The organism is Prosthecobacter sp., from assembly GCF_044222565.1.
Classification (GTDB): domain Bacteria; phylum Verrucomicrobiota; class Verrucomicrobiia; order Verrucomicrobiales; family Verrucomicrobiaceae; genus Prosthecobacter.
In genome coordinates this window covers 351,803-378,260 of the sequence record NZ_JBGANA010000006.1, presented here as the reverse complement: position 1 = coordinate 378,260, position 26,458 = coordinate 351,803, and the positions used below count along the sequence as shown (strand labels likewise).

The following is a 26,458-nucleotide window of genomic DNA, read 5'->3' as shown; positions in this document are numbered from 1 at the left end:
AGCTACGCCAGTATTCCTTTGACGACCTCGCTGCCATCGACGCCCGTCAGTTTTTGGTCGAGGCCGTTGAGGCGGAAGGTGAGGCGTTCGTGATCGAGGCCGAGGAGGTGGAGGATGGTGGCGTGGAGATCGCGGATGTGGACTTTGTCCTGGGCGGCGCGCAGACCGAATTCATCGGTGGCGCCGTGGACGTGGCCGTGCTTGACGCCGGCGCCCATGAGGACGGTGGTGAAGCCCCAGGGATTGTGATCGCGGCCCACGCCTTTTTCGCTCATGGGCATGCGGCCGAATTCTCCGCCCCAGATCACGAGGGTGTCTTCGAGGAGGCCGCGTTGTTTCAGATCCATGAGCAAACCGGCCACGGGCCTGTCGGTGCGGGCGCAATATTCGGAGTGATTTTTGAGCACGTTTTCGTGCGCGTCCCAGCCGTTGGTATCGCCGGAATAAAGCTGCACAAAGCGGACGCCGCGCTCGATCATGCGGCGGGCAAGGAGGCAGCGGGTGCCGAACTCCTTGGTGGTGGGATCGTCGATGCCGTAGAGATGCTTGGTGGCCTGCGTTTCGCGGGAAATGTCCACGGCTTCAGGCGCGGCGCTTTGCATGCGAAAGGCCAGTTCGTAGCTGCGGATGCGCGCGTCGAGTTCGCTGTCCGCTGCGTGCTGCGCGAGGTGCTGCGCATTCATCTGCTGGATGAGATCCAGCGTGGCGCGCTGGCGGGCGCTGCTGTGCGGGCTTTGCAGATGGAGGATGGGATTGTTCCCGGCTCGCATGGTGGTGCCCTGGTAGGTGGCGGGCAGGTAGCCACTGCCCCAGGAGGGCGGGCCGCCTTTTAGGCCGCCGCCGGGATCTGGCATGACGACGAAGGCGGGCATGTCGGCGTTTTCAGAACCGAGGCCGTAAGAGACCCAACTGCCCACACTCGGCTTGCCCATCTGGATGGAGCCGGTGTTCATCTGATAGACGGACTGCGGATGATTCACGCTGTCGCCATGGCAGCTGCGGATGACGCACATCTCATCGGCGAGCTGTGCCATGTTGGGCAGGAAGTCGCTGATCTCGATGCCGCTCTGGCCATGTTTGCGGAAAGATTTGACCGGCGCGAGGAGGGGATTTTGCGCGACCTTGCGCCGCGTCTCGACTGCGCCGTAGCTCTCTGGCAAAGGCTTGCCGGCGTGACGGATGAGATCAGGCTTGGGATCGAAGAGATCGAGGTGGCTCGGGCCGCCGTGCATGAAGAGCCAGATGACGCGCTTGGCCTTTGCGGGAAAGTGCGAGCGTGTGTCCGCCATCAGATGGGACAGCGCGACGCTGGACAAGCCCATGGCCGAGCTGCCGAGAAAGCGGCGGCGGGAAAGGGTGTCGAACTCGCGGTGCATGGCATCAAGACGATGGTACGAGGGCGGTTCTAGCGGGTGGGGCGGAAAAGGTCAAGAGTGGCGGGGAGGGCATCTGGAGCGTGACGGGTTAGCGCAGGGTGCTCGGGAGCGCTCTTTGGCTTGTATATGTTACCGGCTTGCGGAAAGCGGTAGCTGCGCTCGTGCCTCGCTGCGCGACCGCACTCCAAAAGGTCTGCTTTGCCGAGTTGCTTATGCGGGTGGGAAGGCTCCAGTTGCGGCGCAACTGGGCAACTTGGCTACAGCATCTTCTGCATCCACAGTACATCGAGCCAGCGGCCGTGCTTGTGGCCGACTTCCTTGAGGTGGGAGACTTTGACGAAGCCGAATTTGGCATGGAGGGCGATGCTGCCTGCCTGGTCGGCATCAATGCCACCTAGGACGGTGTGGTGGCCGAGTTCTTTGGCGAGGCGCAGGAGCTCGCCGAGGATAAGGCTGCCGAGGCCTCTTCCCTGATGCTCGTGATGAAGATAAACGGAGTCCTCGACGCTGTGGCAGTAGGCCTGGCGGGGATGAAAGCGGCTGAGAGAACCCCAGCCGATGATGGTGCCGTTTTCCTCCGCGACGATCACAGGATGCTCGGGGCCGTGGGCGTCAAACCAGTCCTGCCGTTCCTGCGCGGTGCTGGGGACGGTTTGATAAGTGCAGGTGCTGTGCTCGACGTAGTGATTGTAGATGGCATTGATGGCCGGGAGGTCTGCGGCGGTGGCGGGTCGTAGGGTGGCGGGCATGGGGCGTCGTCCTTCTGATGATGGGATGATTAAGGAAGGACTGAAAACTGCGAACTGAAAAATGAAAACTGCAAATTGGAGGTGTGGGGGACGAATGGCACTGCCCGACCAATACGCCTAAACTCCCTGAACCCATTTATGTCAGAGCGCAGCGACTTGACCGAGGACGAGTTCGAGCAGGACGACAAACGACCTTACGCCGCGGGATTTACCGTGCGTGGAGGGAGGGTGATTTTCGACGTAAAGGTCTGCTCGGTGTCGAGGTCGCCGAGGCAGCCGAGGTAGTCGAGGAGTTCCATGGTGCAGGCGTTGGTCCAGCCAAAGCCGGGTTCGTTGGTGGGGTAGCCAAACTGGATCTTGCCGGTGACGTCGCTGGTCATGCCTTCGAGGTCGTATTTTTCAAAAAGCATGCCGGTGCGGCGGAACTCGGAGGCGACGAGGGTGACGAAGCGGCGGGCGATGCGGCGCGCCTCATGGCGGTAGCCGTAGCGGTGAAGGCCCATGACGGCGAGATAGTTCAGGGGAGCCCAGCCAAAGGGTTTGTCCCACTGGCAGCCGCTGGGGTGCAGGCTGGTGAGGAGGCCGCCGGGGGCTTCGAAGTCTGGCAGGCGGGCAACGATTTTGGCTGCCTGCTCACGTGTGGCGAAACCTGCCCAAAGCGGCCAGAAGGTGGTGGCAAAGGGGTAGGCGCGGCGGCGTCCGGAGCGGCCATCGAAGTCATAGAAAAGGCCAGCCTCTTCGTCCCAAAGGTGCTCATTGATGGCGGCTGCGCGCTGATGGGCGCGCTCCTGCCAGACATTGAGAGAGGCGGTGGCATCGAGGAAGGCGCGCACTTTGGCGATGTCCACTTCCAGCCGCCAGAGGAGGGTGTTGAGGCAGGCGGGCATGATGTCGAGCACGTCGAGATTGGCGAAGCCAAAGCGACCGCTGACGTCGAAGCCGGACTCGCGCATGCTGCGGTCTGCGTGGTAGGCGCGGGTGGTGAGGGCGCCCGTTTCGGGATCGAGAAAGTCGCTGGCGTCCTGCACGTATTCACCGCCGGCGGCGAGGTTGAGGCGCAGGCGTTCGTAGTGGTTGCGGCCATGCTCGTCCACCTCCCCCAGAGCGACTTCGGGAGCGGGCCCCTGCGCGAAGTCATAGTAGCGTGAGAGATTCATGCCGGAGACCAGGTGGGGCGGCACCGTCCAGTAGTAGTAGAATTTTTCCAGCAGCGGCAGGGTGCGCTTGAGCCAGACGAGATCCCCGCTGGCGCGATAGACTGCCAGGACCAAGCGGCCAAGAAAAGGGGGATGAGAGCGGGTGAGGTAGTAGGTGCGGTTGGCAGTGAGCACCGTGCCGTAGTGCTCCACCTGGTAGAGGCATTGATCGGCAATGGCCCGGGCCATGGCCACGCGGCCCTGACGCAGCAGGCCGAGGGCGATGAAGTAGCTGTCCCAGCCATACATTTCATTGAAGCGGCCGCCGGGCACCACGTAGCGGCCGGGGAGGAAGAGCAGGCCATGCTCGTCGATGCGCGCGGGGTCTGAGGGCAGCACTTTGAGGCGCAGGGTGGTCATCTGATTGGAGGACAGCGATTTTTCAAAAATGCGCTGTACGCGGGGCAGATCCTCCGAGCGGGAAATGTAAATGGGGCAGCCTTGAGAACCTGCCTCGCCGAGTTTCACATCGCACACGGCTTCGGCCACCTGGCGCAGGCCGCGGCTGAGTCCAGGCCATTCGTTTTGAATGTGGTGCACGAGGCGGGCGATGTCGCCTGTGGAGGGAAAGGGGTGTTCTTCCTTGTTCACGGATCGGGTGGTTTTCTACCGCCTGGTGTCATGCGAGGTGCGATTCATCAGGCGTACCCCTTATTCGGCTCACGGGCGGGCGGCAGCCGTGGGTTTAATCAGAAATCACCGACAGCCGCTCAACCGGGATGCCACTATGATCACCAGCCGCACATGGACGAAAGAACTGCTGCGGGAACTGATCGAGACGCGGCTCAGCGGGGTGAAGTTCATCGTGGTGTCCAACCGTGAGCCGCACATGCACCGTTATGGAGAGGGCGGAGAGATGGAGTGCATCGAGACCACAGGCGGTCTGGCCACGGCGCTGCGGCCGATCATGGCGGCCACGAAGGGCACGTGGATCGCCCATGGTGCAGGAAATGCCGACCGCGATACGGCGGATGAGCAGGGCCGGCTGGCGGTGCCGCCGGAGAATCCGAGCTATACCCTGCGCCGGGTGTGGCTGACGCCGGAGCAGGAGGAGGGGTATTACTATGGCTTTGCCAATGAAGGGCTGTGGCCGCTGTGCCACATCGCTTTTAAGCGCCCCATTTTTCGGCTGGCCAATTGGGAGACATACCAGGAAGTGAACCGGATTTTTGCGAAAGCGGTGATCGAAGAGGCGGCAGGTGAGCGCGCCATCATCTTCATCCAGGATTACCATTTCTGCCTGCTGCCACGCATGGTGAAGGAGTTGGGCGGGAGCAACCTCGTGGTGGCGCAGTTCTGGCACATTCCCTGGCCGAACCGGGAGATGTTTCGCACCTGCCCGTGGTCACATGAACTTGTGGACGGGCTGCTGGGAAACGACCTGCTGGGCTTTCACATTCGCAACCACTGCCAGAACTTTTTTGAGACGGTGGACAGCTCTCTGGAGGCGATGGTGGATCGCGAGGGGTGGCGCGTCACGCGCGGGGGACATGTGACGAACGTGCGTCCGTTTCCCATCAGCATTGACTATGAGGCCAACGAGACGCTGGCAGCGAGCCCGGAGGTGGATGCGGTCATGGAAAAGTGGTGCCGCAGGCTGCGGCTGGGCGACAGGCTGCTGGGAGTGGGCATCGAGCGGCTGGACTACACCAAGGGCATTCCCGAGCGCCTGCGCGCCCTGGATTTTTTCATGGAGGCGCACCCGGAGTGGCGGGGCAAGTTTTCGTTTGTGCAGATCGCCGCTCCGAGCCGGTCTCACCTGCCGGAGTATCAGGCGGTGGAAGATGAGATCGACAAACTGGTGGAGAAGGTGAACTGGCGCTGGGGGCGGATGGACTGGCAGCCGGTGACGCTGATCAAGAAGCAGCACGGGTCCGTGGACATGGTGGCGCTGCATCGGCTGGCGCGCTTTTTCATCGTGAACTCGCTGCACGATGGCATGAACCTGGTGGCGAAGGAGTTTGCCGCCAGCCGTGCGGACAACGATGGCGTGCTGATTCTGAGCAAATTCACCGGGGCCTCACGGGAACTGGACACGGCACTGGGCGTGAATCCCTTCTCCATTCATGACACGGCGCAGGCGATGCACCAGGCGTTGACTATGGAGCCTGAGGAGCGGCAGAGGCGCATGAAAAGCATGCGTGAAAAAGTGGCGGACAACAATGTGTACCGCTGGGCGGGGAACATTCTCAGCCATCTGATGAAACTGGAAATTTCCGAAGCCACTGTGAACGAATGATTCCCCACTGGACTGAACAACGCGAAGCCCTGCGGCACTGGCTGCTCACCCAGCCGCACATCATGATCGGCTGCGATTTCGATGGCACATTGGCACCGCTGGTCTCGCATGCGGATGATGCGTGCATGGCGGAGCGTACCCGGGCGGCGGTGCAGCGGCTCATTGCAAAGCCGGGAGTCATGTTTGCTTTGATCTCGGGGCGCTCCATTGCTGATTTGCAACAGAAGGCGTCTGTGGATGGAGCGCTGTATGCGGGCAATCACGGACTGGAGATCGCGTATGAAGGCGTGACGACGGTGGCCCCCGGCACAGCTGAGGCCGGGCCTGCGCTGCGTGCGGTGCTGGAGCAGCTCGCGCCAGCTATGGCACGCATTCCCGGAGTGTGGATCGAGGACAAGACCTGCAGTGCCTCCATTCATTTCCGGCTGGCTGCGGATGATGCCCACGCCGAAGTGGAGGAACGGGTGAGGGCCGCACTGAGGGAGGTGGCCGCGCTGAGGCTGCGGCCCGCCAAACGCATCTGGGAAATCCGGCCCGCCACCGAGTGGGACAAAGGCAAGGCGCTGCGGTGGTTCATGGAACGCTGCGAGATCCCCACCCGTGCGGCCGCTTTTTTGGGAGATGACATCACCGACCTAGATGCTTTCCGCGAGCTGCCCGATGGCTGGACCTTTCTGGTGGGAGATGAGGTGAAATGCGACGCGAGAGCGTGGCTGCGTGATCCGGAGGATACTGCGGAGCTCCTGGAGTGGATGGCGGGAGTGAGGGGGTAGTGGGGAAGCGAATATGTTGGGACGCTCGGCCTGCGGGCAGGAGTGCTCACATCACTTCGGAGAGGCGCGGCCATTTCGCGCCTTGACTCTGCGGCTCTGAATCTCCATTCTCGCGCCCCTCGGACAAATTTACCAACCACACCTTAGAAAATCACCTTTATGGCCATCAAAGTAGGAGTCATCGGAGTCGGCGGCATGTTGCAGTATCACGCGGCAGGATTCCGCAAAGCAGGGGCGGAAATCATCGCCGTGTGCGACGCGGCTCCCGGAGCAGCGGCCAAGGCGGCGGCGAAGTGGGGCATCACCACCCCATATGAAACGGTCGAGGCCATGCTGGCCGCGCCGGATGTGGACGCCGTCAGCGTCATCGTGCCAAACAAATTTCACAAATCCCTGGCCATTCAGTGCCTGGAGGCCGGCAAGCACGTCTTCTGCGAAAAGCCCCCGGCGCTGCACGCGGATGAAGTGAAGGAAATCATCGCCGCTGCGCAGAAGGCGAACAAGCAGGTGCTCTTCAACTTCAACAACCGCGCCCGCCCGGAATCGCAGGCCATGATGAAGTACATCAAGCAGGGCGCCGTGGGCACCATCAACTCCGCACAGGCGAAGTGGATCCGCCGAACGGGCATCCCTGGCTTCGGCGGCTGGTTCACTACCAAAGAACTGGCCGGTGGCGGCTCGCTCATCGACCTCCTGCACATGGTGGACCTGGCGATGTACTTCATGGGCTATCCTGAGCCAGCGCATGTGCTCGGCCAGACCTTCTCCGACTTCATCACCGACAAGCAGTTCAAGGGCCCCTGGGGCATCCCGGACCGCGTGGGCGGCATCACCGATGTGGAAAACGCAGCGCACGGCTTCGTCACCTTCAAGAGCGGCCAGGTGCTCTCACTCCAGGTTTCCTGGGCGGAAATGGTGAAGCGCGAGGAAGTGTCCGTGGTCTTCCAAGGCACCAAGGCCGGCGGTTGCGTGCAGCGCCTCTTCGGCATTGACGGCCTGGACAACACCGCCATCGACGCCTGCGAATTGTACGTGCAGGAAAACGGCCACAGCGTGAACCGCAGCATCACCACTCCTGCGTGTGAAGACATGGGCCGCATTGATTCCGCCGCGAACTTCATCGAAGTGCTGGAAGGCAAGGCCGAGCCGCTGAACACGCTGGAACAGGCGCTGCGCCTGATGCAGGTGATTGATGCGATCTATGCTTCTGCAACAAGCGGGAAGCCGGTTTCGATCTGAGAAGGATCGATTGAATGATTGAGCGGGGAGAATGAGCGATGGTGCTTGTTCTCCCCGTTTTGTTGGACTGAGCAGGATCCCTGAAGTTATCCGCCCCTCACCATGAAGCGCGCCGTCTTTGTCATCTTGCTTGCATCCTCGTTCGCGCCGTGGGCTGCTTCTGAGAGCGTTAGCCCAGTGCCAGCCGTGACTGTCGTTGAGCGTTCAGGAATAACTGGTGCAGGCTGGGCGGTGGTCGCGGGTGAAACGGAAGTCCGAACGGTGGCATTGATCTACGCCAACCATCCCGATGATTTTGGCGGCACGGCCGGGACAGGCTCCAGCCATTCCATTGATGGCGGAAAAACTTGGACCCAAGGTCCGGATGACTGGCCGATCCCGCAATGCATTGACCTGTGGCAGGATCGCATGAGCGACGGAAGCCTGGTGGCCTTTGGCATCTGCTGGGCGCCGGATCCGAAAAAGCGTGGTGAGCAAACGGGTGCGGATGTGCCTGCGGATGCTTATGCCATCGCCATCTCAAAGGATCAGGGACGTAGCTGGACCACCTCTGCCGCGGCGTTGCATTGTCCGCCGGAGCTTGAGATCATCGCGCGGCCGCTACCGCATCTCTTTGAGGATGGCAAGGGGGCGTGGCTGATGCCTGCGTATGCGTGGGGAAAGGGTGGCACAAGGGCGCTGCTGCTGCGTTCGGAGGATCGAGGGCGGAACTGGTCGGTTCTCTCCACCATCACCACTGCAGCAGATATTCAAAAATCCGGCGTTGCTGTTACCACACCCTGGCTTGAGACCAGCGTGGCACGCACCGCAGATGGATCGCTGCTGGCTGTCGTGCGCACAGGCAGCAGCGAACTCTCGGCCCTCGTCGCAGCGCGGTCGGTGGATGAAGGGACTACTTGGACGCCGGTGGAGAAAATCGTGGCAGGTCCGCAGAGGCAGATAGTGGCGGGAAAACTGCCAAGCTTGTTGCTGATGCGCAATGGTACTCTTGTTTTGCTGACGGCACACACGAAGCTTGGCTGCTTCATTCATGTCTCGCATGACGGCACTGGGCGCGAGTGGAGCGCAGCACAACTCGTGACGAAAGTCAGCGGGGGAAACACCAGCATGGCTGCACTTGATGCGAGCACCGTGCTGATTTTCACTCCCAGCAGCAAACGCATCTCGTGCTGGCAGGTCACGCTGCCGCCGGTATTGTCTGCGCGGCCATGAAAAAGCTGATACCGCTCCTCCCCATGGTTCTGCGCCCATTGAAGGATTGGAAGAGAGCCGCGGTCGCGATGCTCGTACCGGTGGCTGTTCTTTTAAAGTGCGGCGGGCTGACTTTGACAAGAAATCCTGATGACTGGCGGTGTTCTTTGGCCTTATCATTTTTCACCCATGAAACCACTGCCCGACGCCAAGGACCCCATCGTCCTGCGCACTGACTTCAGCGATGATGATGCGTGGAGCCGGTTGTGCGCTCTGATCAGCAGCCCGATCGGCAGGGATGGTTTCGAGGCTCACGTCGTCTTTGTGGATGATGCCAGTTTTGCCAACGTCACCCCGGAGGCCTTGTGCGTGAGCAATTCCGGCAAGCAAGGCCATTCCTTTATTGTTCTGGCGGATGCGCGGACATTTTCAGAGCGTGAGCAAAGCCTGCTGGTGATGGATCTCCGGGACGAACCTGGCCGGACGTTTCGTGCGTTACCGACGCGGATTCAGGCGATCGAGAACAACCTCTCCATCGCGAACATGGACTTCGCGGAATTTGCCGATGCTGCGGAAGGGGACACCTTCCGCGGGTTTCCAGGAGAAAACAAAGAAACCTATGAGGTGTCATCTGCGCCGCGTCCTCCAGTGCGGAAAAAGCCCTCTCCGCCGAAGACGCTCCTTGGCCGGGCGCTCATCTATTCCTACAAGATGCTGCGTGGCAGGCCGAGGGCCTGAGCAGATTTTCAGGGGGATTTTTTCACTCCGGTGCATGAAGCACACAGGACCGGTGTCTTCCATGTACAACGAACAACCTTCTCCGGCTCCGCATGAATTCACAACGGCATCTGCTTCTGCGCTACCTTTCCGATGGGGACGCCGAGGCATTTGCGGCCCTGGTGAGGGAGCATGGGGGAATGGTCCTGGCAACGGCGCGACGTATCACTGGAGATGCGGCGCTGGCGGAGGATGTGGCGCAGGAGACATTTCTGGAACTGGCACGCAGCGCGCAGGGGAATGTGGAGTCCGTGGCGGCATGGCTGCACCGGGTGGCGTGGCGCAAGGCCTGCAACGCCCTGCGTGGCGAGTCGCGCCGCAGAAGGCATGAGGTGCGGGCTGCAGCGGAAGACGAAACTCAAGCAGGGGCCACCGAGCCTGCCTGGGAGGAACTGGAGCCGCAGATCGATGCCGCTTTGAATGACCTGCCGGAGGAGGTGAGAGAGCTGCTGGTGGCGCATTATCTGGAAAGCTGCACGCAGCAAGAACTGGCGTCCCGCCTTGGGGTGAACCAGTCCACGGTTTCGCGTCAGCTAGAGTCGGCTGTGAGGGAATTGCGCAAGCTGCTGCGGGGCCGCGGAGTGCTGTGCGGTTCGGGGCTGGCCATGGTACTGAGTGCGCAGAAGGCGGAAGCGGTGCTGCCCGCGAAACTGGGCAGTTCTCTGGGCAAGCTGGCCTTGAGCGGTGCGGGCAGCAGCGGCGCCGCTGCGCCTGCCACGACTTTCACGACGACCACCATCCTAGCCATGACCACGACCACGAAAATCCTGATAGCCACTGCCACAGCGGCCGCGGCACTGAGTGTGCCGCTGGTGCTGCACGATGATGTTGAGAGGCCATCTGCAACTCCCCGCCGGACTTCGGTTCAGCCTTTACCCGTGGCGGGCAAAGTGCAGGCGTCCGCCGCTACAGCCACCGTAGTGCCGCACTACCGTCCGGCGATGGTTTCACCCCAGGTTCAGCAAAAGGTGGAGGGCATCGTGAGACGCCACGCCGGGATGAGCAAGGAGCAACTCAGCAAGAGCGTGGAACTCAACAAGCTGATGGAACGCTTTATTGCCGCGATGGAAGCTCCGGAGTTTGAAGAGCAGATCTTGAAGCGGATTTCCGCACTGCCACCCACAGGGCACAATGGCATGGTGAAGATGGACTTTGAAATGCTGGATGACGCCAAAGGCCGGGCATGGCTGGAGGCTGCCGTGGCGGACGATGCGGAACTCATGCGCGACTGGGTGCTCAACACCCTGGACGGCGCGATCTTTGAGTTTGCCTTTGATCCGAACCTGGAGCGAAGCAGCAACGGTGTGAGCCTGCACCCAGGGAATTTACCGGCGCAGACCCAACCGGCTGCGGCGCCGGACCGGCCAGATGAGTGATGCCCACCTGTGCGAGCATCACTCCATTATTTCATTGCCAAGTCGATTACGACAGGCCGCCGCGGTCGCTGCTCAGCGTGGCATCGCCATACTTTGCGCGGGTCGTGGGCGTGTAGTCCAGCGGGGTCCAGGCGGCGTTGTTGGCCGAAGAGGCAACGACGGCCTCGATGAAGGCCATGCCGGCGACGCCTTCCTCGATGGAGGGGTAATCCATGTCGAGGGGATTGGGCTGGGTGCCCGCATTCACGGCGCGGATGTGGTTGGCGAAGTTGCGGTAGATGTTCGCAAAGCCTTCCAGGTAGCCTTCTGGATGGCCGGAGGGGGTGCGGGTGGCGGCGGCGGCGGCGCTGCCGAGGTAGCCGAGGCCAGTGCGATAGATCTGCTTGGGTTTGTCCAGGGAGGTGACGATCATCGTGTTGGGATCGAGCTGGGACCACTCGATGCCACCCAGGGAGCCATAGACGCGGAGGCTGAGATTGTTTTCACAGCCGACGCTGATCTGGCTGGAGTGCAGCACGCCCTTGGCGCCATTGGTGAAGCGAAGGAGCACATTGCCATCGTCTTCGAGACGGCGGCCTTCTTTGGCGAGGAAGATGGTGAGGTCTGCGGCGAGTTCCTTGATGTGCAGGCCGGTGACGTATTCAGCGAGATTGATGGCGTGGGTGCCGATGTCTCCCATGCAGCCGGCGGCGCCGCAGATGGCGGGGTCCACGCGCCAGGAGGCCTGCTTCTGCCCGGTGTTTTCCAGCATGGTGGCGAGCCAGCCCTGGGGATATTCGACCACGACTTTGCGGATTTCGCCGAGCTTGCCTTCCTCGATCATCTGGCGCGCCTGGCGCATGAGGGGGTAGCCGGTGTAGTTGTAGGTGACGCCGTAGAGCTTGCCGGTGGCCTTGACGATGCCTGCCAGTTCTTTGGCCTGGGCGAGATTGAAGGTGGCGGGCTTGTCAGAGAGCACGTGGAAACCGGCTTCGAGTGCGGCCTTGGCGGCAGCGAAGTGGACGTGGTTGGGGGTGACGATGGAGACGAAGTCCATGCGCTTGTCCGCCGGGAGGGCGGATTCCGTGCGGAGCATTTCTTCAAAATTGCCGTAGCAGCGCTCGGCGGGCAGGAAGAAATCCGCGCCGCTGTCCTTGGAGCGTTGGGGATCGGAGGAAAACGCGCCGCAGACAAGCTCGATCTGCTGATCGATCGAAGCTGCAATGCGATGGACGCCGCCAATGAAGGCGCCGCGTCCGCCGCCGATCATGCCATAACGAATTTTCCGGCTCATAAAGAAGTGTTCGGGTTTTCTAGTTTCTCGGTTCTGGGTTGGGGAAGAGTGAAGCGCGAGTGTGCGCAGAGGGTGCGGGGGGTCAAGTGCATCTGCGCATGAGCTGGGAGCAGACGATGGCGAAGTCTGGACACAAAAAACCCCGGAAAGGGTGGCCCAACGCGCTCAGGCGTCCTTTCCGGGGCTATGTCGTCGAAACACCGCAGTGCGGTGCACATGGCGACAAAGGGTTAAGCGGCCATCAAGGCCGGTCCGCTGTGCTTCATGCGGCTGCGGAATTCCGTGGGGGATTCATCAGCGATGCGGCGGAAGCTGCGGTTGAAGTGAGAGAGGCTCTGGAAGCCGACGTCGTAGGCCACTTCGGTGATGCGTGCGGCGGGCTTCATGAGCATGCGCTTGGCTTTTTCCACACGGGCGCGGTTGACGAAATCCGTGAAGGTCAGGCCGGTGGAGCGCTTGAAGAGCTTGCAGAAGTGGAAGGGGCTGACATTGACCGCGCTGGCGACGGCCTCAAGGGACATCGGCTCGGCAAGATGAGAGTGGATGAAGGTTTTGGCATTGCGCACGGCTTCAGGCTCATGAGTAGCGGTGGCAAAGAGAAGGCGGTGTGCGCTTTCTCCCAGCTGAAGGGCAAAGGACTGGAGGATTGCCAAAGCAGCTTCGTAGCGTTCAGGAGACATCACCGGCACCTGGTCAAACTGAACCTTGGCACCGCGGATCTCCGCAGCGGTGCGGTCCTCATCCAGCAGGGCCTTGGCGACCGGAGCAAAGGTGACTGCGTTTGCAGGCTGAAGGCGGACGCTGCCGGTGAGCATGGTGGCGATGGTGTTTTTCCCCACGCGGACCGGCACCTTTGACTCGACCACGCCGGCCACTCCTTTGCGGGTCAGGACGACTTCGATGTGTTCATCTTCGCTGGCGGCTTCCAGACTCAGCGGCAGGCTGGTCAGCGTGTGGAAGGCCTTCTGGTAGTGCCGAAACAACTCGCTGTCCGCGAGGTTTTGGATGAAACGTTGGCGGGGGGTGATCTGGGCGGAAGCAGTGTGGTTCATAGCGCGTTCGTGGTTTGTGTTCACGGCTGCTAGGATGCCCCGAAGAAAAGAATCCGATATTGTCGTCCGCTACGGTACGCATGCTGGTGAAGCACCGCAATTTAGGTGTAGTGGTTTCCAGTAGTGAGGACGGCAAAGTAGCTGCGCTACGAAGGAAATGTGAGTGGCGGACGGACGGCGAGTTTTAGACCAACTCTCAAAAACCTTGTCACATTGCCCGCACGGCGGAGCGGCCCCATTGGCTGCGTTAGTCGCTTGCCTGTTATCTTCAAATAGCAGACGGCGCTCCCGCCTTGCCACTGGGGCCGCTGCGCTCGCCGGTCAAAATGACAATCTTTTCGAGAACTGGTCTAAGCGTCCTGACAGCAGCTGCGCAGTGTCTGCGCACCCGGCATCAAAGCCACGCGGAGGCTTGTCTGGTTCAGAATCTCACAGACTTCCCGGACGGCAGCAAGGAATGACAAGGGCGTGCTTGTCGTTCTGTCCGGCCGAGCCGCAGTGTGTGGTGGAACCGCGTGATTTCAGCGATTGCTCACTGAGACCGCGCCCATGGCTGGCACCATGATTTCATCTCCAGCTTTGAGTACAGATCCGGGAGCAAGGCGGTTCATTTCGCGGATGTGATCCGGGGTGGTGGTGAACTGGGTGGCGATGGTTTCGATGGTGTCGGAGCGGTCCACGCGGTAGGCGAGAATGCCGCGGTGGGAGTCGGACAGGTCAGGCCCTTTGGGAGCAGCGGGAGGTGGAGCAGGCTGGGGGGGCGGCTGCTGCATGGGTGGTGGAGGTGCCATGCCCAGGCCTGCGGCAGGCGGGGGTGGTGCGCCAGGGACGCCGTAGCCCGGAAGAGGTACGGTGTCAGGGTATTCCGGACGAGGGGCTGGTGACTTGGATGCCACGGTGACCGTGGTGGTGCGGCCGGGGATCTTGAGGCGCTGACCGATGGTGATTTTGTTGACGTCCTTGATCTTGTTAGCGCTGGCGAGCGTGACGGCGGTGATCTTGTGCTTGAGGGCGATCGCTTTGAGGCTGTCGCCTTTTTTCACTGTGTAATAGAGAGGAGAGGTCACCACTCGGGTGGTGGTAACCGGGGCGGAAGCAGGGCCGGCATGGCCGCCCGGAGTGGAGGGTGTATAGTTGACCTGTGTGGTGGGAGGATCGAGGCGATGAGGTGAGGGGATGAGCAAAGCCTGGCCCACACGGACTTCCTCTTCGGTCATGCGGTTGAGCTGCTGGATTTCACCGACGCTGACACGGTGGGTGGATGCGATGCGCCAGAGGGTGTCCCCCGGTCGGGCGATGTAGGTGGTGTGGGCGGCGAGGTCGGACCCGCCGTCGTAGCGGGTGGTGCCTTTGCCGCCTCGCTTGATGCTGCTGACATCGCGTTCAAGCTCGCCGATGCGGATGTTTTGCACCTTGTCGCTCTCACGCAATTTGGTGACCTGATTGGTCAGGTCGCCAGTGGGACCGTAAACTTTCGGCTGCGGCGGTGCGGGCGGAGGTGTGGGGGATTTTTTCGCCGAGGTTGTTTTTGAGCCGGGCTTTGTGGCAGCCGTTTTAGGCGCCGCGCCTTTGGGTGGCAGCCCGTAACCGGGAGGCGGGTAGGTGTAACCAGCGGGTGGTGGGTAGGTGGGGGGATACTGGGTCACCGGAACCTGAATAGCAGCGGCAGACTGCCGGGTGGCTCGGGTGGAAGGCTGTTTGAGTCCAGTGCCCGCAGCCGGATACCCGGGAGGAGGCGGCTGGTTGAAAGTATGAGACACCCCCTGTGCCAGGAGTGGCGATGCAGCAGCGATTCCCAAGGAAAGCACGAGAAAACTCAGCACGCGTGATGCAGGACAAGGCGTCTTCATAATATGGTTATTGTAGAAAATCCTGTTGTTAATTCAATCAAATATTTTATATTTCCGAACATATTTTTTGAAATTTTGTCGATCTATCGCTCTGAGTCTGCAAACCTTGGCCGCCTTTTCGGCCTTGGGTGGCAGTGCCTATTCGCTGGTCTGGCTGCATCAGGAGCAGGAATCTGCGCCTCTGCCGAGGGAGGCCGTATGGAGTGAAACTGCTCCGCTCGTCGTGGTGGATGCGGGACATGGCGGGCATGACGGCGGGGCGGTGTCTCACGGGGTCATTGAAAAAAATCTGAGCCTGGACATTGCCATCCGCCTGAAAAAGGAGCTTCAGGCCGCTGGACTGCGGGTGGTGATGACCCGCAGCAGCGACTGCTTTCTATCGCTGGACGAACGGGCGGCGCTGGCGGGCGCGCACCGGGCAGACGCCTTCGTGAGCGTGCACCTCAACACGGATGGGGAGGGGAGCGAGGCCGAGGGGATAGAAACGTATTTTGCCGAAAACAAGGGGCTATCCGCCCGGCTGCTGGCACCGACGGAAGGCGCCAAGGAGCAGGCTGACGAGAGCGGGGCTGAGTTTGCCAAGGTGGTGCAGAGACTGGTCTGCGGAACGACCCGTGCGGAAAATCGCGGAATCAAGGCCCGCGACTATGCCGTGGTGGCGCGAGCTGCCTGTCCGGCCGTGCTGGTGGAGTGTGGCTTCATCACGAGCGCGAGCGAATCGGTGCGGCTGAAGAAGGAGGGATACCGGGACCAGATTGCGAACGGGATCGCCCGCGGGGTCGTGCTTTTCCTGCAGGCGCGTGGGGAGCAGGGGAGCTGAGGGTGACTTCGCCCGCCGGTCTTTGTCTTCTGGATCTTCAAAATTGGGCGGGACAAAAAGGGGAATCGTGGCGTAAGTCATGGCGTCTTGCCTGAATCTCATGCCAGTTCTGTCTCGAAGACGCGCTACGCGCTTTATGCGGTGGGGCTGTTTGCTTTTTTGTCGGCGGCCTTTTACGAACTGTTTAAGGCAGTGGAATATCCGTGGAACTGGAGCGGGGTGTGGCAGTACCGCGGGCAGTTTGGCTACGGCTGGCTGATGACCATGGGGCTCTCTCTGGTGGCGATGATCGTGAGCGTAGGCTTTGGATTTTTGCTCATGCTGGGCAGGCGTGCCGCGTGGATGCCGGTGCGGATGATTTGCGGAGGTGTAGTGGAGCTGGTGCGCGGATCTCCGCTGCTCGTGCAGCTGCTCATCGGCCATTACATCATTGCTCAGAGGCTGCACGTAGATAACCCCATCTTTACCGGCGTGATTCTGCTGGGCTGTTTTGAAGGAGCGTATCTGGCGGAGATTTTTCGCGGGGCGGTGGAAAGCATCAGCGCCTCGCAGCTGGAGGCAGCGCGTGCGGTGGGCTTCAGCAAGGCGCAGACGTATCGGTTTGTGATCATCCCGCAGGCGCTGCGGCGCGCGCTGCCAGGAACGACGGGGCAGCTGGTCTCGCTAATCAAGGATTCCTCGCTGCTGTCGGTGATCGGGATTGAGGAACTGGTGCAGAAGGTCAAAATCTTGAATGCGGCGAACTACACTCCGCTGGAGGGCTACCTGCCGCTGGCGCTGGCGTACATAGTCGTGACGCTGCCGCTCTCGCACCTGGCACGGCGGCTGGAAGGGAGGTATGCGTATGAGACTTGAAACGCATGGTGTGACGAAACGCTATGGAGCGCACGCGGCGCTGGATGGTGCCTCTTTGTGCACCGGGGAGGAGGCCAGCGTGATCGCGCTGCTGGGGCCGTCAGGGGGAGGAAAGTCCACGCTTTTGCGTGTGCTCGGCAGCCTGCTGGTGCCGGACGCAGGGCATGTGAGCATCGACGGGCGGCAGCTGCCCCACGATGAGGAGGGCGCTCTTAACGAGAGGCGCGGCAACGGTTTCGTATTTCAAGGCTACAATTTGTTTCCACACCTGACGGCTCTGCAAAACATCACGCTGCCGCTGCGCGAGGTGCATGGAGTGGGAGAGGGGCAGGCGGAACAGCGTGCGCTGGAACTGCTGCACCGGCTGGGCCTGAAGGGGCATGAGCACAAACGGCCGAGCCAGCTTTCGGGTGGTCAGCAACAACGGGCAGCGATCGCCAGAGCGCTGGCGCCAAAACCGAGGCTGCTGCTGCTGGACGAGCCGACTTCGGCTCTAGATCCGGTGATGACGGGAGAGGTTTTGGATGTGATCCGCGAACTGGCGGAGGCTGGGCAGAGCATCATCCTGGCCACGCATGAGATCAGTTTTGCGCGGAAGGTGGCCAATTGGGTGGTTTTCCTGGCAGCTGGGAAGGTGCAGGAGTCGTCCAGCGCGGCGGATTTTTTCACGAGGCCGCAAACGGAGCTGGCGCAGCAGTACCTGGCAGGGCTGTCGAAGTATCGGTGAAGAAGAAAGCGGGAGTGCTTTCTGATCTGGGAACGAGATGACCGCTGCCGAGCGCTCAGTTGTTCAGAGCGGACGTGGTTTCGGGAGCTGCGGTGGTGACGGGAGGGGGATTGTCGCCATTCTTGATGACTTCGACGAGGCGCTTGATGCCTTCGCGGGCCATTTCGCTCATGGGGTGCATGCGCTTGGCCCTGAGATACCAGGCGAGGGAGGAGCCGACCTGCTGCTTTTCTTCCTGCTGGCGGGCGTTTTCGATGGCGGTGACAAACTCGCTGGCTTTCACGCCGAGGTCGGCGCGGAGCTTGCTGAGGACCGGGTCGTCGGGGTAGAGCTTGGACTCTTTTTCCACCTTTTCCCACGCGGCGGGCGGGCTGCTGGCGGCAAGTTCCTTGGCACCACCGACGATGAGCTCCAGACGACCCATGTCATTGAGTACTTTTTCGAGCTGCTTCTGGCGGGCGAGGTCACCGTCAACGGCGGCGATGAACGGGGCTTTGTTTTCGAAAATCTGGCGGTAGTTGCGCTGGCTCATGAGGCGGTCGAACTCCATGAGGGTCTTGGACTTGACGTCCGAAGACTGCATCATGGTTTCGCTAAGCTGGGTGACTCGGGGATTGGTGGGCCAGATTTCCGCGGCGGCCTTCATCTCTGCCTCGACGGTCTTGACGTCTTTGCTGCCCATGGCGGCATTGGCGTTGTTGACGTGAAGATTGCTCATGGTTTTGGCGGTCTGAATGGCGGCCAGGGGCTTGGCGTATTCGAAGTCGTCGGAGGCGGAGCGGAGCTCCATGACGGTGGTCTCGGCGCTGGCGTAGTCCTTCATTTCGAGGAAGGAAAGAAGCTTGTTTTTCTTGCGCACGAAGTCGAGGACCTTGGTTTTTTCGGTCATGGGCAGGCGGCGGACACGAGGAAGGTATTCGCCTATGGCGTAGGCTTCGAGGAGCCGATTGCTGGCGCTGTCGACATCGCGGCGGGCGACGAGATTTTCGAACGAGACGAGGGATTCATCGACGCTGCGAATGGCTTCGAGGGAGAGGCCGTCGATCATGCTGACGGTGGGGGGGACGCCGAAGCTGCTGGAGAGGAGCTTCTGGACATCGCTGCCTTTGTCGAGCTGGAGGATGCTTTCGCCATCGCGGAAGAGATTGGGGTAGAAGCGGCAGGCGATGACGGCATGCTCAAAACGGCGCTGCATGAAGAGCTGGATGATGAGGGCCTGGAACTGGATCTTGCTGCTGATCTCGGAGAGGCCCATGGCGGTCTCGTTGAGCTTGGTGCGGGCTTCAATATCGGCGATGCCTTTGATGTAGCCGGATGTGCGGCCGACGGCGGCGCTGGTGGCGGCTTCCTGGGACTGCTGGCCGTTTTGCTGACCCGCGCTTTTGCTGGAGGTGGCGCCGGATTTTGAAAGCGGGGCGCTGTTCAGACCCATTTCCGCGTTCCATTCGAGCTGCTTGCGGCGCTCTGCCATGGCCGAGTTGGCGAGTTTGCGTTCATTAACACGCTTCTGGGCCGTCCAGACGTCCCAGATGGCATTGGCGACCGCATTGCAAAGACCGCCGTCGATCTTGGCGGCACCCGCTTCTGGAAGGAGGGCAAAGGCCTTCATGACTTCCGGACCGCGGGCCTGGGCTTTGGTGACGGGGTCAGGGGCCTGCTTGTGCGTGGGGGCGAGGAGCTCCATGATCATGGCCATGAGATCGCGGTAAGCCTGGTCTTCAGGGCCGTTGGCCTCGGGGGTGGTAAGGTAGGTCTCGAAGCGGGAGCGCATGAGACGGTTGTTTGTCACGTTCCAGATCTTGCCATTGAACGTGACATTTTCTGAACCGGGGTCCCCCATGGGCATGTTGCCGAGCGCGGTCTGGGTATCAGTCTGGCGGTCGGCCGCGGAGCCGGGCACCATGTTGAAATTATTGTTGGAGTTGGTGGTGGTGGGAGGTGGTGCACCGACACCGGTGCTGCCGGGCAGCACCTGGGCGCTCGCTGACGAAAGTCCGGCGACGACAAGGACAAGAGTGAGGCGCTTCATAGGAAGGGGAGGTTACGCTTTGATGAGGCCAAGGACTTTGAGGACACCATTTTCGAGGACATGGACCTTGAATATATACCGCTGCTGACGCTGAATATTGGGGCCTTTGTACTCGGGAGGGACCCAGACCGGGACAAAAGTGCTGTCCGAGCTGTCGCTGAGCTTGAGGCTGAAGAGACGGCCGGCAGTGCTACGCCAGTTGTCGAGGCGGTCATCAATCACGCCTTCGACCTTGTACTCGTTGCCACTGAGGGCAGTGGCATTTTCCATGAACTCGGTGGCGCTGAGGTCGGTCAGGCCGTTCATGGGATCGATGGTCCGGTTCATCAAAGCGAAACCGCCGCCGACGACGACGGCAAGGATGGCGATCAACCCCAGCCAATGGGTGGGACGGACTCCAGATTGGGCACGGCGTGACATGGGAGGAGGATAGGGAGAATTGGGTGGAGGGATCAGTGAAAGCGTGCGGCTAAAAATCGTCTGCAATCGCTGGCTGTCCAATCCAAGATGGCACAGGATGCCATGCATGGGGGAGTCTGCCAGAACCAATATCCGCACTTATCGCGATTCGTTTCAAGGAATCGGCTGCCGAACGGGATGTCTTATCCACCTGGCAATCCTGGGAGTGCTGGCGGTGGCGGCGCTGATTTATGCCATTCAAATTCGTGCGTGGGAGCTGAATGTGACGGTGGAGATGCCGGCGGAGAAAAAGAAGGAAGAGGCGCAGGCGGAGAAGAAGCAGGATTGAGGCAGGCGAGGACTTCAGCGGCTGCCATGCGGACGGGTGGCCGGGTCGTCCTCAATATCAAAGAAAGTGCCCCCGACGCCCCAGGCGAGATCGGTGCGGGGGAGGATGCCGTCCCCGCCGATGTAGTAACGGCTGAAGAGGAAGTAATTGTCCCGCGAGACACCGGTGCTGGTGCCTGCGGAAAAGATGGAGGCGACTTTGAGGCTCAGGGAACCGGCGATGCCGTATTTCTGCTGCATGTGGGCCCGGAACTCGGCCTCATTGGGATTGGTGAGGGCGAGGATGACAAGAAGTGAGATGAGCAGGAAGACGATGAGTCTCATGGTCTGGTCTGTGAAGAGGTGGAAAACCGGAACTGCAGCAGGCGGGGCTGAGAAGAAAGAGTGGCGTCCAAATGATGGTCTGAAAACAGCCCCGGCCTGATCCTTGGTGTCCGGCACGATGCTGTGCAGAGACGGAAGCGCCGATGCCGGTGGCTGGACATGGGAGGAGCGGTGAAATTCACTGAATTAATTGTACCATAAAGGTTTCAGCAGGCCGGCGTCCACCTTTTTAGCGTGCAGGGTGGCGGGGGGAGACAGGGCGTAAAGGGGCCTGCGGCTTGCCTGGGCAAGGTTGCGGCCTAACGTGTGCGGGCATGCGCTTTTTGCCGTTCATCTTTTACTTTCTGGCGGGTGTTCCCCTGCATGCGCACGCGGTGCACACCTCCACGGCAGAGGCGGAATACAATGCTGAAACCAAGAGGCTTGAAGTAAGCCTGACGGTCTTTGTGAGTGATCTGCAACTGGCGCTGGTAAGACAGAGCGAGAGGGAGATGAAGATCGATCAAACGCCGGCGGCGGAATTTGATGCGCAGATTCAGGCGTATCTGGCGAAGACCTTTGTGGTGACGGATGCGGCGGGGAGGGCGGGCAAGATCCGGTGGGTGGGAAGGGAGATGGAGAAGGAGAGTGAGAAGAGTGGGGATCCGGCGGTGGTGCTGTTTTTTGAGGTGGAGGTGCCGGGGGGCGTGGAGGGGGCGGCGGTGAGGGACGCGGTGTTTTGCGACTTGTTCGAGGACCAGATTAATTTGCTGAATCTGATGATTCTGTCCACAAAGGTGGAGATGCAGTTTAAACGTGGAGATGAATCCAAGAAGATCGATGCTACCGACGCGGGAGGATCTCTACGTCATGGAAAGTGAAAAAGGCGCGCATGTCACCTTCTCCGCCGCCATAGGCACCTTCAGCGTTCGTCAGATAGCAGGCAAGCGATGCGAAGGCCCAGGCATCCTGCTCATCGACAAAAAGCTCTTCATGATCGAAGCCGGCAACACGACGTTTGGTCATGTGAGCAAGGACAATCTTAGCATCTGACTTTGAGTCTTCTGGTATCGTCTTATTGGCCCACGCCCATAGCCAGGATCTGCGCGAATAGACATAGGAGCCCACCAATTGAGCGCGAGTGCGCCTTTAAAGGTGAAAATCAAAGTGGCTTTGTCGCCATCCCAATCCCAGCGTTCCTCCTCTCCCAGTTTCCAAACGCTCGCATGGACGGAGGTTTTTACCTGAAGATCATTGAGCGCTCTTTCCATGATCTGTTCATGGGTCATTTTTTCATCCTGAGCGCGGTGCTCTGCATGGATTCCGGCGATGTTAGCTTCACTTGGCATCGGTGCATTAAACGCATCCATCGAAGCATCTGAAACTTGAACGGGACGGTTTAGCCAGAGAACCGCCAGCACGACCAACACGACGGCAATAGAAAGGATTGCGGTCATATTCATTTTAGTTTTCAAGCATGTGAAGGGCTTGATCTAATGTCAGCCAAAGTAGGGTGCGAGGATGTTGCGGGCGACTTTGATGGCTTGCATGCGGCCTTCGAGGGTTTTGCCGAAGGTGTCGTCTTCGACTTCGATGCAGAGGGGGCCGGTGTAGCCGATGCGCATGAGTTCGGCCATGAAGGAGGGCCAGTTGATGTCGCCGTAGCCGGGGATGCGGGGCTGGTGCCACTGGAGGGGGAAGTCAAAACGGCCGACTTCGTTGAGGGCGGCTCGGTTGATTTTGACGTCTTTGGCGTGGACGTGGAAGAGCTTGGATTTGAACTCGGCGAGGGGGCTGAGGGGATCCATGTCCTGGAGGATGAAGTGGGAGGGGTCGTAGTTGAGACCGAAGGAATCGGAGTCGATGTCGTTGAAGGCACGGCGCCAGATGGCGGGGGTGGTCATGAGGTTTTTGCCGGCAGGCCACTCGTCGCGGGTGAATGACATGGGGCAGTTTTCGATGCCGATTTTGACGCCGTGGTCTTCGGCGAATTTGATGATGGGCTGCCAGGTCTTGAGGAAGCGGGGCCAGTTTTCATCGACGGTTTTGGTCCAGTCACGGCCGACGAAGCCGGTAACGAGATTGACGCCGAGCTTGGGTGCGGCTGCGATGACTTTTTTGAAGTGGGAGACGGCGGGGCGGGAGACGGCGGGATCGGGGTCGAGCATGTTCGGGTAGTAGCCGAGGGCGCTGATGCTGACGCCTTGATCCTGGCAGTGGCCGAGGATTTCCTGGGCCTTGGTTTTGGTGAGGGTGGTGACGTCGATGTGGGTGACGCCGGCGTATTTGCGCTCGGCCTTGCCAACGGGCCAGCACATGACCTCAACGGTGGAGAAGCCTTCGTGACGGGCGAAGTTGAGGACGTTGTCGAAGGTGAGTTCGGGGAGGATGGCAGTGACGAAGCCGAATTTCATGGGGGAGTTTGCGATTGTTGGCGGTGGTTTGCGATGGATTGCCGTTGTTTTCAGAGGGGATGGTGGATGCTGGAGGGGGGCGCTAATCTTCTGAGCTTATGTGTGCCATGGGAGTGCGTCATTGACGATTGATGAGTAAGGATTGCTGATTTCTGAGGGCAGACCAGGCGAGAAGGCGCTGGGCTTGCGATGACCTTCCTGCGATCAGTATGTGGCCCCTCACCCAGCCTCTCCCCAAAGACGTCTTGGGCAATGTCATACTATCGATGGGGAGAGGGGATTTTGCTTTGAGGCCGCAGGATGTTGTGGGCGAGGCTCAATGCTGTGCTTAAAAGGGAATGGCTTATGGGCACAAAAAAGGGCGGGAGGTTGAGTCCCGCCCTTTTGAAAGGGATCTGGTTATTTGGAGTCGGAGGGAATGTCCTTTTTGCCTTCGAGGACTTTGTCCACGAGGCCGTATTCGGCGGCCTGGGCGGCGGACATGTAGTTGTCGCGATCGGCGTCGCGTTCGATTTGTTCGACAGACTTGCCGGTGTGGTGGGCGAGGATGCGGTTGAGGCGCTTCTTGAGGCCGAACATGTATTCAACAGTACGCTCGACATCGCTGGCAGTGCCGCGCGCGCCACCGGAGACCTGATGGATCATGATGTCGGAGTTTGGCAGGGCGTAGCGCTTGCCTTTGGTGCCTGCGGCGAGGAGGACGGCGCCCATGGAGGCGACGAGGCCGATGCTGTAGGTGCAGACATCGCAGGTGAGGAACTGCATGGTGTCATAGATGGCGAGGCCGGCGGTGACGCTGCCGCCGGGGCTGTTGACGTAGATGTTGATGTCCTTTTTCGGGTCCTGCATCTGGAGGAACAGAAGCTGGGCGATGATGATGGAGGCCATCGTGTCATTCACTTCGCCACCGAGGAAGATGATGCGGTCCTTCAGGAGGCGGGAATAGATGTCGTAAGCGCGCTCGCCACGGCCTTCGGATTCGATGACGGTGGGGACCATGTAGCTGTTTTGAGGGGCGATGGAGGTGGGAAAATCGGAGTATTGGCTGGGGGTCATAGGATGAATGAAGAGGTGGGGGGGAGGATTGTCAATGAAGGGAAAAAGGATGAATGATGAAGGATGAATTATGAAATTATGAAGGGGAGGTGGTGGAGGCGAGTTTTAGACCGATAACGCCGGAGACGATGAGGAGGATGCAGATGAGCCGGGCGGCGGTGCGGGGTTCATCAAAGATGAAGATGCCGACGAGGGCGGTGCCGACGGCGCCGATGCCGGTCCAGATGGCGTAGGCGGTACCTAAAGGCAGGGTGCGAAGTGCGAGCGAAAGGAAGAAAAAGCTGGCGATCATGAGCGCCACGGTGATGACGCTGGGCCAGAGGCGCGTCCAGCCGTCGGTCTGTTTCAAGCCGATGGCCCACGCGACTTCAAGAAGTCCGGCGATGATGAGATGGAACCAGGGCATGAGGTGGGCGGCAGTAACGCTGAATTGATCTAACAACGCAATCCCTATGAGACCTGAAGGAGCGCGGTTTCCGCTCCGGATAGAGAATTGCAAATGCGAGCTGCAGGATGCCCGAGCCTGCCGGCCGGCATCCATGCCGCAAGATCATTACGGCCCGCCCGATGCTTTGGCTGCACGGTGGTTGCGGCGGTTGGTGACGTCTTCCAGTTTGGTGCGGACTGCGGCGGCATCGGCGGAACTGCCTTGAGCGAGAGCTTCCTTTTCCAGCGTACCAAGAAGGCCGATGAAGCGGTCATAGAGAGGAAGCGAGTCCGTGTCCTTTTTCTGCGCGAATTTTTTTTCGGCAGTGCGATAGGAATTCCGCAAGGTCACCACGCTCTTATGCAAATTCGCCGGGTCGATCGAAGGCATGAACTTGTGGGTGGCGAAGCGCTGTTTTTCCTCACGCAGGGCGATGCTTTCATCAAGACGCCCGGCTTTGGTGGCTTCCTGAAGAGAGCGGTCCAAGGCTGCGGCGTAACCCGCGTCCAGAGTGGTCACCTGTTCGGTGTAGGGGGAGTTTACCTCCCTTTCAAAAGCGGATTGAAATTGAGACTCCAGCTTGACCAGACGACTGGCGAAGGATTCGCCAGGAGTGGCAGGAACGCCCGGCATGGGGGGCGCCGATGGAGGCGCTGTGGAGGTTGTGCTCTTGCGGCCGCTGCTGCTTTTGGGTGAGGGGGCTGCGGGTGGCGGCGTTGAAGGTCTGGCCGGGCTGACCTTTGGAGAGATGGGAGCCGAAGGCGTGGCAGGCACGGAGGACTCGGATGTTTCCGTTGTGGCGGAATTTTCGCTGCTGGCGATGAACCAGCCGCCAATCCCGAGAACGAGCAGGGCGGCGATGACGTAGGGCATCGTCGAAGAGGGGGCGGGCTTCTGTGGCTCAGGTGGCTCATACGGCTCGTGCCGCGGGATCGTGCGCTGCTGGGTGGAAGAGCCCGGACTGCGAGAGGATGGCACCACTGTGCGACCGGGTGTCTTCGCAGGCGGAGGGGGCGATGACCCGCCAGACTGCGGAGCGGGTTGCGCGCGCGGCGTGGTGAGGATCACATCAAGATCGAGGCGCAGTTCATGGCTGCTCTGGTAGCGTTCCTCGCGGTCATGCTCCAAGGCGCGGCGGACAATGGCATCAAAGCGTGGATCAATGCTCTGAAATTTTTGCGAAGGCATGCGAAACATGCCGCGCGGGATGTCTCCGGTGAGCATCTGATAGAGCATGACGCCGACGGCATAGATGTCCGCGCGGCCATCGACATCCGCGCCGAAGGTGAGCGTCTCCGGGGCGACGTAGTCAGGCGTGCCCATGGCCATGCCGGTCTGGGTGATGCCAGTGCTGCGGCTTTTATCGGCCAGTTTTGCAAGGCCGAAGTCGGCCACTTTGACCCGGCCTTCGATGTCGATGAGGACATTGGAAGGTTTGATGTCGCGATGGATGATGCCCTGCTTGTGGGCATAGCCGAGGGCGTCACACAAATGGGCGGTGATGGCGAGGGCGTGATCGGGAGGGAGCTTGCCCTCACGGGCGATCATGCGCTGGACGTCAGTGCCATCGACGTACTCCATGACGAAATAAAGCTGGCCATCCGAAGTGCGGCCAAAATCATAAACGCTGACGATGGCGGGGTGATTCATTCGGCCCATGAGGCGGGCTTCGTTTCTGAAGCGTTCGGCGAAAGCCGTGTCCTGCTGCTCAATGGCGGGCGGAAGCAGTTTGATGGCGACCGCGCGGTCAAGGCTGAGCTGAATGCCTTTGTACACGGCGCCCATGCCGCCACGACCGACCAGGGTGTGAATTTCATACTGCGGCAGGAGCTCCTGCAGTTCCTCCGGCAGCGGAGGCTCCCAGCGCCAGCCGCCGCCGGTGGTCTTCGGCGGAGGGGCGGAACTGGAGAACTCGCTCATGGCAGGGGAGGGGGGCTGGCTTGAAAGCAGGATAACCTCCAGACATGGGAGAAGTTGTCACGAAGAACC

Annotated in this window: 26 protein-coding genes; 11 read left to right on the top strand and 15 right to left on the bottom strand. The window is 60.6% G+C overall.

Annotated features, from left to right (window positions below):
* Nucleotides 1–2 precede the first annotated feature (2 nt).
* The 3 genes from ACILSR_RS11715 to ACILSR_RS11705 all read right to left on the bottom strand — a co-directional run bounded on the left by ACILSR_RS11715 (nucleotide 3) and on the right by ACILSR_RS11705 (nucleotide 3,912).
* Nucleotides 3–1,376 (bottom strand): DUF1501 domain-containing protein, encoded by a 1,374-nt coding sequence (locus tag ACILSR_RS11715; RefSeq protein ID WP_395749955.1) that lies wholly within the window; start codon nucleotides 1,374–1,376, stop codon nucleotides 3–5.
* 257 nt (nucleotides 1,377–1,633) lie between these two features.
* Nucleotides 1,634–2,125, bottom strand: a complete 492-nt coding sequence (locus tag ACILSR_RS11710) for a GNAT family N-acetyltransferase (RefSeq protein ID WP_395749954.1) — start codon at nucleotides 2,123–2,125, stop codon at nucleotides 1,634–1,636.
* A gap of 194 nt (nucleotides 2,126–2,319) precedes the next feature.
* A complete protein-coding gene (locus ACILSR_RS11705; protein ID WP_395749953.1) occupies nucleotides 2,320–3,912 on the bottom strand; it encodes a trehalase family glycosidase in 1,593 nt (530 codons plus the stop codon).
* Nucleotides 3,913–4,048: 136 nt separating this feature from the next.
* Between ACILSR_RS11705 and ACILSR_RS11700 the strand changes: the two genes are divergently transcribed.
* From ACILSR_RS11700 to ACILSR_RS11675, 6 genes are all read left to right on the top strand, one after another.
* Nucleotides 4,049–5,560 (top strand): trehalose-6-phosphate synthase, encoded by a 1,512-nt coding sequence (locus ACILSR_RS11700; RefSeq protein WP_395749952.1) that lies wholly within the window; start codon nucleotides 4,049–4,051, stop codon nucleotides 5,558–5,560.
* Entirely contained in the window at nucleotides 5,557–6,333 is a 777-nt protein-coding gene (gene otsB, locus ACILSR_RS11695; RefSeq protein ID WP_395749951.1) for a trehalose-phosphatase, read from the top strand. Before ACILSR_RS11700 ends, otsB begins: the two co-directional genes overlap by 4 nt.
* 159 nt (nucleotides 6,334–6,492) lie before the next feature.
* Nucleotides 6,493–7,572, top strand: coding sequence for a Gfo/Idh/MocA family protein (locus ACILSR_RS11690; protein ID WP_395749950.1), 1,080 nt, complete (start codon nucleotides 6,493–6,495; stop codon nucleotides 7,570–7,572).
* 102 nt (nucleotides 7,573–7,674) lie between these two features.
* On the top strand, nucleotides 7,675–8,784 hold the full coding sequence (locus ACILSR_RS11685; RefSeq protein WP_395749949.1) for a sialidase family protein: 1,110 nt from the start codon (nucleotides 7,675–7,677) through the stop codon (nucleotides 8,782–8,784).
* 168 nt (nucleotides 8,785–8,952) lie between these two features.
* Nucleotides 8,953–9,501 carry a DUF6924 domain-containing protein gene (locus ACILSR_RS11680; RefSeq protein ID WP_395749948.1) on the top strand — a complete coding sequence of 183 codons (549 nt, stop codon included), beginning with the start codon at nucleotides 8,953–8,955 and terminating at the stop codon, nucleotides 9,499–9,501.
* A 92-nt stretch (nucleotides 9,502–9,593) separates the two neighbouring features.
* Nucleotides 9,594–10,916: an RNA polymerase sigma factor gene (locus tag ACILSR_RS11675; protein WP_395749947.1), complete on the top strand. Its 1,323-nt coding sequence runs from the start codon at nucleotides 9,594–9,596 to the stop codon at nucleotides 10,914–10,916.
* Between the two features lie 46 nt (nucleotides 10,917–10,962).
* Here ACILSR_RS11675 and ACILSR_RS11670 read toward each other — a convergent pair whose 3' ends face one another.
* The 3 genes from ACILSR_RS11670 to ACILSR_RS11660 form a co-directional block, all read right to left on the bottom strand.
* The gene (locus ACILSR_RS11670) at nucleotides 10,963–12,189 is read right to left on the bottom strand and encodes a Gfo/Idh/MocA family protein (protein WP_395749946.1); all 1,227 of its coding nucleotides are present in this window, start codon (nucleotides 12,187–12,189) and stop codon (nucleotides 10,963–10,965) included.
* Nucleotides 12,190–12,419: 230 nt separating this feature from the next.
* Nucleotides 12,420–13,265 (bottom strand): helix-turn-helix domain-containing protein, encoded by an 846-nt coding sequence (locus tag ACILSR_RS11665; protein WP_395749945.1) that lies wholly within the window; start codon nucleotides 13,263–13,265, stop codon nucleotides 12,420–12,422.
* 497 nt (nucleotides 13,266–13,762) lie between these two features.
* Nucleotides 13,763–15,091, bottom strand: coding sequence for a LysM peptidoglycan-binding domain-containing protein (locus ACILSR_RS11660; protein WP_395749944.1), 1,329 nt, complete (start codon nucleotides 15,089–15,091; stop codon nucleotides 13,763–13,765).
* 106 nt (nucleotides 15,092–15,197) lie between these two features.
* On the opposite strand from ACILSR_RS11660, the gene ACILSR_RS11655 reads away from it, so the two are divergent.
* From ACILSR_RS11655 to ACILSR_RS11645, 3 genes are all read left to right on the top strand, one after another.
* Nucleotides 15,198–15,911: an N-acetylmuramoyl-L-alanine amidase gene (locus tag ACILSR_RS11655; RefSeq protein WP_395749943.1), complete on the top strand. Its 714-nt coding sequence runs from the start codon at nucleotides 15,198–15,200 to the stop codon at nucleotides 15,909–15,911.
* A gap of 87 nt (nucleotides 15,912–15,998) precedes the next feature.
* A complete protein-coding gene (locus tag ACILSR_RS11650) occupies nucleotides 15,999–16,766 on the top strand; it encodes an amino acid ABC transporter permease (RefSeq protein ID WP_395749942.1) in 768 nt (255 codons plus the stop codon).
* Nucleotides 16,756–17,493, top strand: coding sequence for an amino acid ABC transporter ATP-binding protein (locus ACILSR_RS11645; RefSeq protein ID WP_395749941.1), 738 nt, complete (start codon nucleotides 16,756–16,758; stop codon nucleotides 17,491–17,493). Before ACILSR_RS11650 ends, ACILSR_RS11645 begins: the two co-directional genes overlap by 11 nt.
* Nucleotides 17,494–17,548: 55 nt before the next feature.
* Here the strand turns inward: ACILSR_RS11645 and ACILSR_RS11640 are convergent, their stop codons facing one another.
* Both ACILSR_RS11640 and ACILSR_RS11635 read right to left on the bottom strand, forming a co-directional pair.
* Complete coding sequence (locus ACILSR_RS11640; protein WP_395749940.1) at nucleotides 17,549–19,522, bottom strand: hypothetical protein; 1,974 nt, start codon at nucleotides 19,520–19,522, stop codon at nucleotides 17,549–17,551.
* A gap of 12 nt (nucleotides 19,523–19,534) precedes the next feature.
* Nucleotides 19,535–19,942: a hypothetical protein gene (locus tag ACILSR_RS11635; RefSeq protein WP_395749939.1), complete on the bottom strand. Its 408-nt coding sequence runs from the start codon at nucleotides 19,940–19,942 to the stop codon at nucleotides 19,535–19,537.
* Nucleotides 19,943–20,048: 106 nt separating this feature from the next.
* Here ACILSR_RS11635 and ACILSR_RS11630 point away from each other — a divergent pair, with 106 nt between their 5' ends.
* On the top strand, nucleotides 20,049–20,270 hold the full coding sequence (locus ACILSR_RS11630) for a hypothetical protein (RefSeq protein WP_395749938.1): 222 nt from the start codon (nucleotides 20,049–20,051) through the stop codon (nucleotides 20,268–20,270).
* 14 nt (nucleotides 20,271–20,284) lie between these two features.
* On the opposite strand, the gene ACILSR_RS11625 is transcribed toward ACILSR_RS11630, so the two are convergent.
* Nucleotides 20,285–20,593: a hypothetical protein gene (locus ACILSR_RS11625; protein WP_395749937.1), complete on the bottom strand. Its 309-nt coding sequence runs from the start codon at nucleotides 20,591–20,593 to the stop codon at nucleotides 20,285–20,287.
* 314 nt (nucleotides 20,594–20,907) lie between these two features.
* Between ACILSR_RS11625 and ACILSR_RS11620 the strand changes: the two genes are divergently transcribed.
* On the top strand, nucleotides 20,908–21,453 hold the full coding sequence (locus tag ACILSR_RS11620) for a DUF6702 family protein (RefSeq protein ID WP_395749936.1): 546 nt from the start codon (nucleotides 20,908–20,910) through the stop codon (nucleotides 21,451–21,453).
* Here the strand turns inward: ACILSR_RS11620 and ACILSR_RS11615 are convergent.
* The 6 genes from ACILSR_RS11615 to ACILSR_RS11590 form a co-directional block, all read right to left on the bottom strand.
* On the bottom strand, nucleotides 21,416–21,700 hold the full coding sequence (locus tag ACILSR_RS11615; protein ID WP_395749935.1) for a DUF6882 domain-containing protein: 285 nt from the start codon (nucleotides 21,698–21,700) through the stop codon (nucleotides 21,416–21,418). The genes ACILSR_RS11620 and ACILSR_RS11615 overlap by 38 nt on opposite strands.
* Nucleotides 21,595–22,047: a hypothetical protein gene (locus ACILSR_RS11610; RefSeq protein ID WP_395749972.1), complete on the bottom strand. Its 453-nt coding sequence runs from the start codon at nucleotides 22,045–22,047 to the stop codon at nucleotides 21,595–21,597. The genes ACILSR_RS11615 and ACILSR_RS11610 overlap by 106 nt, the downstream gene beginning before the upstream one ends.
* Nucleotides 22,048–22,071: 24 nt before the next feature.
* A complete protein-coding gene (locus tag ACILSR_RS11605) occupies nucleotides 22,072–22,986 on the bottom strand; it encodes a sugar phosphate isomerase/epimerase family protein (protein ID WP_395749934.1) in 915 nt (304 codons plus the stop codon).
* 399 nt (nucleotides 22,987–23,385) lie between these two features.
* Entirely contained in the window at nucleotides 23,386–24,042 is a 657-nt protein-coding gene (locus ACILSR_RS11600; RefSeq protein ID WP_395749933.1) for an ATP-dependent Clp protease proteolytic subunit, read from the bottom strand.
* Between the two features lie 76 nt (nucleotides 24,043–24,118).
* Nucleotides 24,119–24,448 carry a quaternary ammonium compound efflux SMR transporter SugE gene (gene sugE / locus ACILSR_RS11595; RefSeq protein ID WP_395749932.1) on the bottom strand — a complete coding sequence of 110 codons (330 nt, stop codon included), beginning with the start codon at nucleotides 24,446–24,448 and terminating at the stop codon, nucleotides 24,119–24,121.
* A gap of 147 nt (nucleotides 24,449–24,595) precedes the next feature.
* Nucleotides 24,596–26,389 (bottom strand): serine/threonine protein kinase, encoded by a 1,794-nt coding sequence (locus ACILSR_RS11590; RefSeq protein WP_395749931.1) that lies wholly within the window; start codon nucleotides 26,387–26,389, stop codon nucleotides 24,596–24,598.
* Nucleotides 26,390–26,458 lie beyond the last annotated feature (69 nt).